Annotated in this window: 7 protein-coding genes; 1 reads left to right on the top strand and 6 read right to left on the bottom strand. The window is 47.1% G+C overall.

Annotated elements, in window-relative coordinates:
* Positions 1–7 precede the first annotated feature (7 nt).
* The 5 genes from BLR44_RS27960 to BLR44_RS27940 all read right to left on the bottom strand — a co-directional run bounded on the left by BLR44_RS27960 (position 8) and on the right by BLR44_RS27940 (position 12,813).
* Positions 8–364: a hypothetical protein gene (locus BLR44_RS27960; RefSeq protein ID WP_089688729.1), complete on the bottom strand. Its 357-nt coding sequence runs from the start codon at positions 362–364 to the stop codon at positions 8–10.
* 304 nt (positions 365–668) lie between these two features.
* Entirely contained in the window at positions 669–2,648 is a 1,980-nt protein-coding gene (locus BLR44_RS27955) for a hypothetical protein (RefSeq protein WP_143017529.1), read from the bottom strand.
* Between the two features lie 297 nt (positions 2,649–2,945).
* Positions 2,946–6,260, bottom strand: a complete 3,315-nt coding sequence (locus BLR44_RS27950; RefSeq protein WP_089688725.1) for a DUF499 domain-containing protein — start codon at positions 6,258–6,260, stop codon at positions 2,946–2,948.
* Complete coding sequence (locus BLR44_RS27945; protein WP_089688722.1) at positions 6,257–9,259, bottom strand: DUF1156 domain-containing protein; 3,003 nt, start codon at positions 9,257–9,259, stop codon at positions 6,257–6,259. Before BLR44_RS27945 ends, BLR44_RS27950 begins: the two co-directional genes overlap by 4 nt.
* Entirely contained in the window at positions 9,259–12,813 is a 3,555-nt protein-coding gene (locus tag BLR44_RS27940; RefSeq protein ID WP_089688720.1) for a helicase-related protein, read from the bottom strand. The genes BLR44_RS27945 and BLR44_RS27940 overlap by 1 nt, the downstream gene beginning before the upstream one ends.
* A 343-nt stretch (positions 12,814–13,156) precedes the next feature.
* Here BLR44_RS27940 and BLR44_RS27935 point away from each other — a divergent pair, with 343 nt between their 5' ends.
* Positions 13,157–13,483 carry an HNH endonuclease signature motif containing protein gene (locus tag BLR44_RS27935; protein ID WP_089688717.1) on the top strand — a complete coding sequence of 109 codons (327 nt, stop codon included), beginning with the start codon at positions 13,157–13,159 and terminating at the stop codon, positions 13,481–13,483.
* A gap of 141 nt (positions 13,484–13,624) precedes the next feature.
* Here the strand turns inward: BLR44_RS27935 and BLR44_RS29465 are convergent, their stop codons facing one another.
* On the bottom strand, positions 13,625–13,783 hold the full coding sequence (locus BLR44_RS29465) for an IS3 family transposase (protein WP_410493143.1): 159 nt from the start codon (positions 13,781–13,783) through the stop codon (positions 13,625–13,627).
* Between the last annotated feature and the right edge of the window lie 262 nt (positions 13,784–14,045).

Here is a 14,045-nt window from a genome sequence, read left to right as displayed (position 1 = left end):
GAGTAGGTTATGTAAAACTAAGAGAAGTGTGATAGTCTTCTTCAGACAAGTGCTGGCGGAGATAGTCGTCCAGCGTGAGGTCATGGCGCTGCTGCACAAAGTGTTGGAACGTAGGCTGGTCTTGGCATCCTTCCCAGCCGAGTGAGCTCATGTGGGTGCGCAGCGGTGCGGAGAGTTCGGCCAGCCAGGCGTAGTAGTCTTTCAGGGTCGGGTCGTAGGATACAGTGCGATGCAGATACCGAACCTTAAGGTTACTGAGCGTAAACACCAGGGCGCGCCGGGCTCGCTCATGGGAAGGAGCCAACGCAAAGAGGGCCACTTGTTCCTGGTGGCAGTCGGGGTCAGGGTGTTTAACCTTAATCATGCAGCTTAGGGAACAAGCATCTTCCTGAAAGGTAGTAAATCAGGGGTGTGGTAAAGGTAGGGAATTAGGTCCGATAATAGGGACTTATCGGATCCTATATCTTCACAGAGAACGGCGGCGGATGATGTTTTTGAAACGTCCTTTAGAAAATGTAACAATCTAGGGCGAGTATGCAAACTCCCTATGGCATCTAAATTTCGAAAATTAATCTTTACAAAAACCCTCGTGGAAGTATAGCAACGAGCCTAGCTGTTGATCAAGATGTATGTCAAACTGAGTTTGCATACTCGCCCTAGATTGTATTTTATTCTGGAGAGAGGGGAAGGGTCTGGCTGATTCCGATAGAATTATTGATGTTACCTAACTCAGCATTAGTGATTAAATTAGTTTTTTTAAACCTTTCATACTTCTGAAAAATGATCAAACTTATCCATTGAAACAATTTCTTTATTTTTATTAATGACAACACACTAATAATTGCAAGCATTGCTGAAAAAATGCTTAGAGGTGTATCATGCTTAGTGATTATTGAAATAATTCCCCATATTCCTAATATCGCGAAACTTGTCATTAATGCATAAATGAAGATTTTTGTGATCAAAAAATTCTTTCTTGCAGAAACTAACAAAAGGCAACAAGTATTAATCAGTTCTTCTCTTGCTAGCTTTATGTTAAGTTCATCTTCTTTAAGCTTATTAGCCTGAAGTTCATCATAAGCAAGAGCTTTTTTCCTTAGTAAGGATTGTTCTTCTTGAAATCTTTCAATATCACTATAATCATAAAGGATTTTTATTTTTTCTTCAATATTATCAGGAACAAGATCTTCTGGCTTAACAACGAATGATCGTAAACTTAAATAGTAACCCTTAATCGATTCTATCGATTTATTTCCAGATATGTAATCTTGTTCTAGTTTGTTGTAATGCTCACGCACTGAATGATTTAGATGGCTTGATAAAAGCATTTGAGCTTTTGCAACTACATCTAAAGACGAAGGCAGGCTACTTTTAAATCCTAATCCTTTGTTTAATCGAAACCACAAGTGATTGGTTATGTAATATATATTTGTTGCAAAAGAAAAGTCAGTATTATTAATTTTTATATCAATGTCACTACTGATTTGGAGTTTAATGTTAGACCCTGTCATAATAATATGACCAATATTCTCGAAATCTTGATTATTATTCCCTTTTCTAAGGATATTAATGGCAGTAAATGATTTTAATATGGAATTAATTTCCTCCTCGCTTGAGTTTGGTGAATATTTATCATAAATATATTGATCTTCGACATTGTATGAATGGTTTTCATATAATGAAAAATTCTTCTCTAGTCTTAATCCTAAAGAACTTAAATTCATAAAAAAATCTGATTCTTTGTTTATAATGTCAGCTACAGTTTTAGATCCATTTAAGATTTCATTCATAGCAACAGAATTAAAGCCTCTATTCTTGTCGCCTGATATAATTCTTTGCGCAGCATAAAAAAAATTCTTTACTTCAAGCTCTGTATCCTCAAAGTATTTAAATTGTATCGACTTTTTGTTGAACTTTTCCTTATTTTGCTTATTAATTTCGTCAACTAATTCAACTAAATCTGACATTAATCTATAGTATATCTCGCCGTTGTAACCACTAATATTAAATAGATGTTCAGTGTCAAGATAAATATTCAACGGTTTTCTCCAAGGTTTTACCTCACTTACGTTTGGATTATATTTGATTCCATTTAATATTGTTGTTCCCTCGCGAATTAGGTTAAGTTCATTATGAATACTTTCAACAGTAGATTTTTTTATAATAAAGGCACTCAAGACATCATAATATTCATTTTCGAATGATTCATCAAATAAATATTTATAAAAACAACTTAATAAATTTGTCCTTTGTTCATCCTCCAGCTTACCTTTATGAAGTTCTACATAAGAGATTAGTTGATCGGTAATTTTTTTCTGCTCTAGTTGTTTTTTTTCTACTTTTTTGACAAATCTTTCCCATTTATTTCTTTCCTCTGGAGATATAACAAATCTTCCATTCTCTTGACTTAGAAGATCCAGTTTCTTTAGCTTCTTTAGGATAGTTTTGACTACTGCAACAGGAATTTCAAACTCAAAATGGGTTCTTAGTGCGTCAGAAACCTCATTCACTGTTTGAGAGAATGTTTGCTCTAGTGAATAAGTCGATAATGTAAATTCTGTCAATACTTGCTTTAGGTCAACATTACTATTAGCCATTTCTGCAAAAACTGCCGTTGATGCCAAGAGTTCTTTATAAGAATGTTTCACAGTCATTATTAAATTGACAATTAGTTTATCATAACTAATAATATTTATTGAACTATGCAATAATATTCAACTTTACCGGTCTACATTTTTTAGTGAGATATATGGAAGGTAATATCAATGATTTAGTCGTTTCCTTGCTAATGAGAGTTGTTAAGCTCAAGAAGTCAGAATTACATAGCATATAAATTAATCTATTAGAGCAAGAGAAATAGATGCCCCACCTATAACAGTATTGTGTTTGATGAAAATGTTCTTCAGCTTTACTTCTGTTTGAAATGAATAACATCAATGGCCGTGCTATGTGACCCTGATATCATTAGAAAACTCTTTTAAGATATTGTTCACTCGATCTTTCACTTCTGTTGGGATCTCTTGCCCTTCTCCAAATGACATATCTAGTCGAAACTGCAGATCGTAGCCCGCTGTTGCTTCCAACAACTCTCCCATGTTGTCGGCCAAATCCTGAATGGCTTCGGGAGTAACCGTTGCGAACTTTTGGGTTGGGGTGCCAATCGTTTGTAGTGGGGCCTCATCTGCTCCGTTGGCTGGCCTGTTGTGCAGGTATAGTTCGAACTGTGCTTTTACAGCGTCAACTAATTCGCAAGGCCATTCTCCGCTAGTTAGCGATGATTGTATCTGATGGTTTTTTTTAGCAGACGAGATCACCTGTTGAACTTGGGTCCACGGCAAGCGCCCTCGCTTCTGCATCAAGGCGTCGAATATCGACTTAGCATTGGTCGACTTGCCGCTCCAGGCTTCGGGCAATGCGTCTGGTAAGATGGTTTCGTAGGGTAAAGCGTCGGGGCGATGGTTAATGACTGTGGTGTCCTTCAAAACACCAGGCGGAACCTCTTCCTTCCACAGCATTATCTTTTCGTCCGAGATCATCAGGTTTCCGGAGCGTACTGCCGAGATCACGGCTTGCTGAATCAAGTCCGGAGCAGCCTTCGGTACAAAGGTTAGATCTGGATACGGTTGCTCGTCGGTAGGTGGATCAATTACCTCTTTTCCACCTGCAAAATATGTGTACAGATCTCCGAGTGTGATAGTCTCACCTTGCCATAAGTCAGGCAAAGCTCCAGGTGCTAACAATGCGGGAGTCAGCTCTGTCAACTCGGCTTTTTCCGGCAACATCAGCACTAGGCTATCCTCATCCCATTTGATGCTTTCGATCTCCGCACGCCAGTACGTCTTCATTGAACCATCCGGGAGTCTATACCGAAGCACAAAAATGCCCCGTCTACACCCGAGTTTGATGGTATTACGAACCGCTTCCGGCTGAAGCACTTTGGGTAGACGGGGGTACTGAAAGAACGCATCAACCATATCGCGTACTTTTTTAAACGGCTCGCCTTCCCCCCATATCTCATATGGGCCATCGGGTAGCAGTGCAGAAGGTTCAATTGCCGTCTCTTGGATTCGAGCTGATTTGTCCGCCTTGATGATCTCAAACAGGGGTTGTTCGTCGGTGGGCGTTGCTTGAAAGGCAATGATCTGGTTTTTCTCAGAAAAGGTAATCACAATGCAGTATGCTGCTTTTACCGCATCTGGAACTCTACGCTTAGCTTCATTAAATCTTGTCGAGGCTTGACTGCGCCGATAAACGTCTCCCCCCTGATTTTTTACCTCTTGCTCCACCCATTCCCAAGCCCTCATATCCCGGATGGCCTCTCTCACCGTCTCCAAACCAGAGGCAGACGGAGCAACGCAGAGCATAGAGTTTTTGTAAACTCTTGGCCTCTCCAAATTGGTATAAGTTTCTAGGAACCGCTTCGCTACTTCACTCGGCTTGTTGGCTTCACTAGCTGCCGACGGCGGAAGAATAACGAATTTAAATGCTGGGTTATCGGTGATGTCGCCTGGCGTTCGCGGAAGCTTTGAAAGAGCGATGTCGAGGGCCTTAACTCCCTTCGTCAAGCTCTGAAGTGACTCGATTTGCTCCGTCAGGATGGCCTCTACTTGTTGGTCTGACACTCGGTTGCGCCGTGCATCGGCCTGCATCTGCGTCAGGTTCGGTTTGAAGCCCAAACGCCACACTTCTGGAATACCCTCAGCGTCTTTCTGACCTAGCTTTTCGTCATCTAGAAACCACGACGTGTTGGCCCACATGCGTAGTCCTTTGTAGAGGTTGATTTTAATAGGGTAGGTGTGACCCATCAGTAATATTAACTCCCGCAACCGCGCCTCTTGCCCAATAGGCTGCGAGTGCAGAAATGTGGTTACAACTGCCTGCTCTACCTCTCGATTCTTCAGATCGACTGTAAGCTCTTGAGCCTGGCGGGCGTGCCCCAATTCGCGCTCCAATAGACGGCTCCACTGTGGCGCATCACCAGCTCTGGCAGCGTGGACTGACGCAATCTCGGCCAGTTCCCGTAACCCTTCTGATAGCTTTCCTGTATTCGGCGCAGCCAGAAAAACATTCGGTCCTATCAGCAACGATGTATCCTCCCAAACAGCCGCTTCGCGCAAAGCGAGCGCAAACACCCTCAGAATTCCGCGCGTCTGCTGGAAATTTTCCATCTGTGCCCATTTGGTGTAGAAAACTTCTGTCAAGTCAGGATGAAAAGGATAGCTAGCTTCGAAGCGCGCCTTCTCTCGTCTTTTGTGTTGCTCAGTCTGTTGGTCGATCTTTGCCAATCCGTCTAGTGGAGTTACGGTGTTTTTCCGTCGTACTTCCTCAGTTAGTGATTCTGATTCGAAGAACTGACGACGCAATACATCGGCGATGTCTTCTTTCGCAACAGGCTGTATCCTGGCTTCTTCCTGACGGTTGAAGATTTGCATCAATTCCACCTCGATGCTTTTACCAATATTGTCGCGAACGCTTGGATCATTTCCCAGCAAAGACGCCACCACAGCGCACTGCTTTGCCTTAGCTGCGGCTTGTGTGAGCGATTGAAAGAAGTCGCGAAGTTGGCCTTGCCGAAGTAAGTTGGTTCCTACCCAGTTACGAGCGTACATCATCACTTCGTCGAGTAAGATGAGTACCGCCAATCCTTCTGATTCAGGAATCTGAAAAAGATTTGACAGCACCAGTTCTGATGGAGGGGTGTCGCGCTCCTCAGAGAATGCCTGGCCGTGTAGTACTTCCAGGCCCTGATCACCCGCCAGTTGATAGGCCAGCACGTTCCAGGCATACAATAGGCGCCGTGTATTGCCGTTGGGTGCACGGACCTCCATCCCAAGTTTTACGTCTAGTTTGTCGAATGAGAGCGCCGCTACCCTCGCTTTTGGTACGTGACCACGAAATTTCTCCAATAGATCCGCTGCTGTCGGTATATCAACTAATGCTTTTGGATGGCTGAATAGGTGGTAAAGCGTGATCTGCGTGTGGGTCTTACCACCACCGTAGTTCAACGCTAGTTGCCGCACCGCTTTGCTCGACCGCCCCGCAAGGCGTTCGCCTACATCACCGGCCAGTTCACGAATGCTGTGCGTCACAAACGTGCGGGCAAAGAACTGCCGTGGGTCTTCGTACATCTCGCGTTCGCCTCGCTGCATGACCACTTCGTACAGGTCGGCCGCAAAAAGGTGCTGAGGTAATTCACCTGTGAGCAGGTCTGAGCGCAACTTAGCCACTTGGTGCCATGCATTAGATCGTGCAGTACTCATGCTTTAATCGATAACTGGTTGCTGGTAGATTTACCGGCGCGTTGTTCGCCTTGACGCTTCATATGGTTTTGTAAAGAACTTAACAGCGAGTGCTCCTCGCTCTGGTTTTTAGCGAGTTCTATCACGGCCTGTAGGTAATCTCCAAATCGAGGGTGCTGCCGCAAACCGTGCTCCCTTACGAAATCATCAACCTTGGCCACTTCACCTTTTCGAAATAGCTTCAACAGTCTATGTACTTGGTCGATCAAGGGCACTGGACGTCCACCTGGAGCTTCATAACCGAGCGAGTCACGCGAACGCTGAGACCAGGTCTTAAGGCGCAGTGTGTTCTTATCATCGGCTTCTAGCGGTTCATCTTCCGCTCCGTCATCGTCTTCGTCGGTCGTTGCCTTCTTACGCGCCTTGCCAGGGGCTAGTAGGTCGTACCCGACCGTAAGTTGGCGGTCATCCAGCCCGCAAGAAGTTGCAAACTGAATGCAAACCCCCACTGGCACTTCTTCGTGACCGAAACTCCAACGGTGCAAAATGTAGTAGGCGCTGATCTCGTCGAGCGCAGCTGTATCGACGGCCTTCCCGTCGTTAGATTTTTCGACGACAGCACCCACAGCAAAGTCGACCACCCGTTGGCGGGCGTGTTGAAGAAACTCGCGGACGGTCATCACTGCCCCCGGTTCATTGGCTTTCTTCACGAATGGATAAGCACTGTAAGCTTCCAGGGCAGGACCGATGGCCGCCCACAGAAAGTCTGGTCCTTGAATACCATCATTATAGAATCTCCGCAGCCGTTCGGGAATTTTCTCGTCCATTTCTTTAAGTACCTTGTTGTCCCAACCGGGGCGGAGTTCTGTGCGTTTGCGGCACACCAACCAGATAGATGAGGAGAGGGCTGCCGAGGCTTGCGCCCGGGTACGGTTGCCCATCTCCGTTTGAATAGGCCAACTTGCGTCCACCACGAATCCCGCTCGGATGATAGCCGAAACTAGCGTCTCCCAGGCGTCAGCCTTCTTGTGGGCGAAGACAATCACAAGCCTACCGTCGTCTTTCAACGCCCGGTGGCAAGCCTCAAAGGCCCGTGCCATGCCGTCTTCGTAAGCCTTCTTTGAAACCTCTTTATTTCCCTCAAACCGGGCGGCATCATCAATTAATTCACCTTCGTTCCGATTGTGGTCCCATTTGGGTGCAAGCGGTTCTTTAAAAGCTTCGTCGATCTCTGGAGAAAGACCGTATATTGTACGCCTTAGCCAGACGTAGAAGAAATCCATCAACGCCGAATAAGGAATGGCGTCGTAATAAGGTGGGTCTGTCAAGACGATGTCAGCAGTATTCTCCTCTGTTGTAGAAATTGCATTCACATTGCGAATGGAGGATTTAGATGATTGCTTGGTGGCGTCTAGTGAGTGGGCGATATAACGAGCAATCCATTCAAGATTTGATAAATAGCTGCCAGTCGAATTTGAGAATGGATTTCCTTCAGCAAAGTCCCAAACGATAGGAAGTGCAAACCTGGTTAAGGTATTAGCAATCTTAGTATAGCCCATATCCCATCTGCACAAAGCAGATAGCCTATCAACTTGTCTGTCAACACCCAGAGCCAAATAAGATACAATAGCCTCTATCCAGTGATCAGCATAACCCTCTTTTTTCATAGCTACAGGAACAGCGCGAGTATACTTGACGAGTGCTCCTAAGGTGAGGAGTTGGCGTGAAGTGAATAGTTTATGCCACTGATCAAGTCCAAAACCATCCACAGAAAACGCACGGCTAGCCCCCCCACCGCTTTTAGGAGTAGGCTCGTCCGGCAAACCGAATGGAATATCAGCGTAGAGTTCCGTCAGATGATCGGCTGCTTTCTCAGCGACAGACAGGTCGTCTTGGGTAGGAAGCCGGTAAGCTTTGCCAGGTTTACGCCCCCCTTTCTTTTTACTGGTCTCCTCTATTACTACAGCCGTCATCATCTGACCCATTTTGCCCGTCTTTCCGGCCTCTCTAAGATCTTCCGACGGCATAATCTGTCCGCAGCAGGGGCACTGTGCGCCCGCCCTTGAAATGGTTCCAGCTCCAAGTTTCTTGTCGTGCTCTCGTAGTTTAGCTCCTTTGCCCTTCTTTGGTACATTTTCGTCGATGCCGAATGTCACGCCTGTCCGGTCTTGGTGCGGCTCCATCGTGAGCAGCACCCGCTTGTTTTCCTTCTTGCAAAGCCACCGGGTCTTCAATAACGGCAACGTGGCCCGGCAGTTCTTGCACGTCACCGTGCGTGCCCACAAATAAGCCACCGTAGTCTGGCCGTTCACGGTCGGGTAGAACGCCGCCAGGTCAGCACGAGTTTGCTCAAGCACCCAGTGCCCCCATAGCCGTACGTGCCAATCTAAAGCCACTGGTTGCTCCTCAAAAATGTTGGTTTGAGCACCTGCACCAGATGTTTTGATTGCTTTTCGATAATCGACCAGAAAGTGCGGTAATTGGTGAGCAAACTCCGGTAGCTTTCGGCGCTCTTTCCCAATGCGTTGGGGGTACTCCAACGTGCACTTCAGAATAAACCACGCCACCGGGTTTAGGTCGGCGGCCGTCACGTCGCAACCCAGCCGCATAGCCTCTAGCATCGTTGCACCACCTCCGCAGAAGGGGTCCATCACTTTCGGCGGTTCGAAAGGATAAACCTCACGAATTGCCTCTCGCAGTTCGTCCATTACCGGGCTGCTCTCGTTCCCCCAGTGCAACACGCCCCCCTGCGTAACCTGTTTCCCTGGTTGGTCTGGATCATCTTTCAGCGTGCCACCAATCTTCCGCAGCAACTCCGTACGCCTTTCGGAGTCAATCGGGTCACGCAGCAACGTTGTCAGCAACGCCGCCCGGCAAGCGGCTAGGGGTCGTCGGGCGGGCCAGATATGCAACGTTGAAATGTGACCGTGCCGAACGTTCTTCTCGTGAACGGAATCTAGGGAGGTCTCTTTTAGAGGAAACCCTGTCTCAATGAGACGTGTGTCTTGAAGGGATGGCATCAGATGTCGGCTAATTGATGAATTTCAGTAACGTCAATGCAGTAGCCGCGCTTCACGGTGTGCATTAGTTTTCCGAAGGGATCTTGAATACGGTAGAGAGTGGGGCGGGTCGTGGCGCAATTGAACACCACATAGAGCCAGTAGCGTCCACGTAAGTTGCAGGCTTTAGCCCACTCGTTTTCAGTCATCTCGATCATTCCAACGTCAGCGCGCCCCTTTACTTCAATAGCCCGCTCACCTGTTTCATGTTTGGAAAGCAGGTCGAAGCCCGGCCAATCAGTTAGGTTCATAGCTTGCGCTCGTGCCGGGGTTGAGACGTCCCATACTTTTGCGTTACGTTGGCGTTCATAGGCCACAGCTTCAGTCATCGCCCTAAGTTCAATATTTTGATCGAAACGTGCACGTACTTCGTGGCTAGAAGAGGGGATGATTATAAAATGAGCGATCCATTCGGCGGGTACGGCGTGAATGTGTGTGCCCTCTTGATCAAGCCGCATTAGCGCCACATCCCTTTGCTGGCGAACTCGTGCTTGCCGCTCCTTAATAAGTTCCAGTTTCTTAGAGCCTTTTGTATCTCTACGTGCTTTCGAGCGCTCCTGGGCTACTTCAGCAAGGTGCAGATCGAAGCCACGCCGGAGATAATTGGCTCGTTCTGTCGCGGTGTCAAGGCGCTCCTGTCGGTAAAAGGCGACCCTCTGTTCAGTGAGCGCGTTTAGTTTGTGTTCGCTTAACCCGAGCGACTGCTTAGACTCACGCAGCAAGTGGCGAAAAGCCATGGGAAGCTCTTCACCGGGCTGCATCAACAGCAATTTCTCCAATGGTATCTCTATCGGCTCCTGCCCCGGTTCGTGTAACAGCGCTGTGAGGGTCTGCTCCAATGTCCTTTGCGATGCACCACCCTCTTTACCGTCGAGTACAGTAGTGTATCCTACATGCATGAAGTAAGGCTTTGCTGCCGTCGGGTCAATCAGCACCGCGCCTCGGTGCGCATCTTCGTCGTATCGTGCCGCCAACAGGGCGCGGAAACGCTCGAACAACGGTTCACCCGGACGAAACCAGATGGCCTTATCATTTTTGTCTGGACGTGTGAAGCGAATGGGGTGCCGCACGTCGACTCCATACCCTTCCAGTACAGGCAATAGCCCATCAAACGCTCCGGATTCCCGTGCTTGAAAGTGAAATTGCTTTTCCGGATCACTCCCTGCGAGCGTCCCTGCATCGTCCTGTGCAATGAGGGACAACCCTAATAAGGGAGCTGCTTCACGTACGTAGCGGAGCAGATACCCCGGCAGTAGCTGCCGCAGACGTTCACGCTCGTAGGCCGCCTTTAGGGGTTTTACTCTTATCAAGAGGTCGTCCTCGGTGCCGTAGCGTTCCCGCTCTTCGCTGATCGTATCGCTGACTTTTTTTGCAGAGATTGCCTCAATCTGCTCGACCGTTTCGTGCACAGATTCGGGTCGGTCAATTAGCTCTTTCATGTACTGTCGCAGAGTCTGATCCGGCAGAATTTTCCCGATCACGTCGAATACCTTGTCCGTGGTCAGTTCGACGCGAATGGCTTCGAGCTTGCGTGAAAGTGCCTGTAAGACCTGCCCTTCACGTGTGTCTTGTGCCAGGAAGTTCGTGATTGAGACCACTCTGTGTTTCTGACCATATCTGTGAATACGTCCCATTCTCTGCTCTAATCTAGCGGGGTTCCAGGGAAGGTCGTAGTTGACCATCTGCCAGCAGAACTGCAAGTTGATTCCTTCACCTGCGGCATCGGTGGCCACCAGGAACTGCGCGCCACCTCTCTCAGTCGGTCTGCGGAAAAAATCTGCCTGCTCATCTCGCTCCCTCCTTTTCAGCCCGCCATGGATATACGCCACCTGAGCGGCATATCCAATACCCTCCAACCTCCTCACCAAAAAGTTAAGAGTGTCCTTGTATTCAGTGAAGATGAGCAGCTTTTCACGCCCGTGCTTGTCATTGTCGATGTAATCCTTTAACTGCCGGAACTTTGCGTCATAGCCATCCGCCAGAATTTTCTCTGCTTGATCAAGCAAATGCTTGACTGCATTCTGTTCTTCTTCAAGCTCAGCAATAGTAGTTACTACCACCCCCAGTATGTCGTCTTCAATCCGCTCATTTTGTTCTTGGTTTCGCTTGCTTTCCTCTTCATCTCCCGTCATATCTAGGAAAGGGTCGGCCAGAATCTTTTTATCAAGGGCCAGCTGTCTTCGTTCCAGTTCAACTTCGGTCAGCCCACCATCTTTGACTTCATTCACCAGATATTCCAGCTTCTCTAGCCTTCGGGCCAACGAGATACGAAGCGCTTCCGTCGAACTGGCCAGTCGTCGTTGAAATATGTTGATTGCCATGATCGCGGCTTTGCGGTTCAGAAAACGTGCTTGGTTATACTGGTGCTTCATATAATTGGTCAGGTCCTGATACAAGCAACGTTCCTCGGCAGAGTAAGAGAAAGAGAGTGTATTGGTCTCCCGGGGCGGGTAAATCCGATTTTCATCAAAGTCAATCATCTCTTCTTTGATCCGCCGGATGAAATACCGCCTCCTCGCATCGGGTGTGATCAGATTCAGTGCCTTGGGTGTCTGAAATACCTCAGGATCTAATAGTCGCCATAGCCCAAAATAGGGGTAATCATCTCCCATATGTGGAGTAGCAGTAAGCAATAACAGGTGCTGTGTACTCCAGGATAGCGCCCAACGCTCGTCGTCAGAAAACACCCCGGCCAGAGCCTCTGCCAAGCGGTAACGCTGGGTTTTCTCTTCGCGTCCGTCCGGGGACTGCCTGACCGCTAGTTTGTGAGCCTCATCAAACACGACTAAGTCATATGGTTGCACTTCGGGTTCTTGTAAACGTCTGAACATCCGATCTTGCCGCAACGTGTCTACGCTGATCACCAAGAAATCGCTTTCATTTCCTAGGAACGGGTTTTGTTCACTGCGTGCGTGCCCTCCCTCCATGATCTTGAAAGACAATCCGAAGAGCTCTTGCATCTCCCGTTGCCAGTTCGACACAATACCAGCAGGAGCGACAATCAATATCCGGTGAAGCAACTTTCGGTTAAGCATCTCCCGGATATAGAGGCCGGTCATAATTGTCTTTCCGGCTCCGGCATCGTCAGCTAGCAAAAAGCGCAGTCGGGGTTGCAAAAGCATCCGTTCATACACCGCCACACGTTGATGAGGAAGGGGATCAATACGCGCTGTCTCTACGGCGTAAGCTGGATTGTATTGATGTCCTTGCGACAGACGCTCACCCTCCACGACCGAACGGGCAGCTTTGGCATTACCCAAAAAATCAAGAATGAAAGTATCAGGAATATTTTCTAGCTTGGCTGATACAAGCTGTTCGGCAACAATAGCACCGACTTCTATTTCCTGAATTTTTTGCCAGGTCTCAAGCGAGGGTTTGGTATGTTTTCTTTCCCATCGGTTAACTGTCGCAAAAGACACACCTAGGAGTTCGGCAAGTTGTGTCTGGGTTAGGTTATGTCGGGTTCGAATGCCCTGGAGTTGTAAGGGATAATCCTCAGGAAGTACTTGGCTCATGGCCAAAATTAGTATCCTTTGGTATTGCTTGCAACAATTTCACTAATGTTATATAACATCCTAGAAAATATCACAGATTAAGTTCAAGAGGAAGTTATTTTTTTCTATGTTTGCATAGTAACCATCCTAATGGCTGATGAAAAAAAAGCCAAAGTCAACTGCGGGAACAGTTGACTTTGGCCAAAAGATTACACTTCAAGCGTATGGAAGTGCTAAGGCTCATCCCCTTAGCGAGGAGAACTAGTTTGCATTGTAAAGATAATAATATCTTTTAGAAGCTCCTCTATTACGTCCCTTTTGCAAGCATGGGATAGGCTGGCATTCAAAATTAAATTGTTTTTACATGAATTTTAATCCGTCAACCCGACAAGTGAGTCGGAGACCAAACACGGACAGGCAAGGGAGCGCCTTTCCCCTTTTTACTATTGAATCAGTCTGGCAAAAGGGAAAACCAATTTATGGACGCGATCCTACACTATACCGCACTGATATTTGTGGCAAACTCATTGCCCGCCAAGCATACGGCAGAACCGACCTCTCTGAAGGTTGGGAAATTGATCATATCAAACCTGTTGCGAAAGGCGGTGGCGACGAGTTAGCCAATTTACAACCTTTACAATGGACAACCAACCGGGCGAAAAGCGACAAGTATCCCTGGCATTGTTCATAATTTAAGAGTGGAAGAAGAAAAGCTGAGCTAATGGCCAGCTTTTCTTCTTTGTGTACTAAGAATTCTGCGAATAAGTAGAAGTTCGATTTATTGGAAATCCACTTATTGAGGTGTGTTGATTTAGACGGACAGTGAATTTGCTTAGAGTTTATAAAAGTAATTGTTTTCAAAAGCCACAGGACATTCATAAGCTAAGGCAGAGTGTCTTCTTATGGGATTGTAATACATCTCGATGTATTCAAAGATCTCAGTCTGGGCATCTTCTCTATTTTGAAAAACTCGCCACCGGGCGCCCGGCATCTTCAAGTAATTCCGCTTTAAAACGGCTAAAGCAAGACTCCATAAAAGCATTATCGTATGGACTGGCTGCCCGACCGCCAGGCGGCCCTGTCATACTTTGTAACATCTCTTTGTTACTGAGAAGGCCACGAAAAGCCTTTCCTGCGTATTGTCCACCCCGGTCAGAATGGAATTCCTACAAAAGACCGGACATTATTTTCAAGCGGCGTAGTGCGGATAGGTTAGGATATCACCCAGCTCCAAGGCTCCGGGCTCGATGAAT

Source organism: Catalinimonas alkaloidigena, from assembly GCF_900100765.1.
Classification (GTDB): domain Bacteria; phylum Bacteroidota; class Bacteroidia; order Cytophagales; family Flexibacteraceae; genus Mooreia; species Mooreia alkaloidigena.
Note: the sequence above shows the minus strand (reverse complement) of the source record. Positions and strands in the feature narration are given on the sequence as shown.

Bases quoted from the DNA above. Each gene is read 5' to 3' on its own strand.
- BLR44_RS27960 (WP_089688729.1), bottom strand. From the start codon at position 364: ATGATTAAGGTTAAACACCCTGACCCCGACTGCCACCAGGAACAAGTG.
- BLR44_RS27950 (WP_089688725.1), bottom strand. From the start codon at position 6,260: ATGAGTACTGCACGATCTAATGCATGGCACCAAGTGGCTAAGTTGCGC.
- BLR44_RS27945 (WP_089688722.1), bottom strand. From the start codon at position 9,259: ATGCCATCCCTTCAAGACACACGTCTCATTGAGACAGGGTTTCCTCTA.
- BLR44_RS27940 (WP_089688720.1), bottom strand. From the start codon at position 12,813: ATGAGCCAAGTACTTCCTGAGGATTATCCCTTACAACTCCAGGGCATT.
- BLR44_RS27935 (WP_089688717.1), top strand. From the start codon at position 13,157: ATGAATTTTAATCCGTCAACCCGACAAGTGAGTCGGAGACCAAACACG.
- BLR44_RS29465 (WP_410493143.1), bottom strand. From the start codon at position 13,783: ATGCCGGGCGCCCGGTGGCGAGTTTTTCAAAATAGAGAAGATGCCCAG.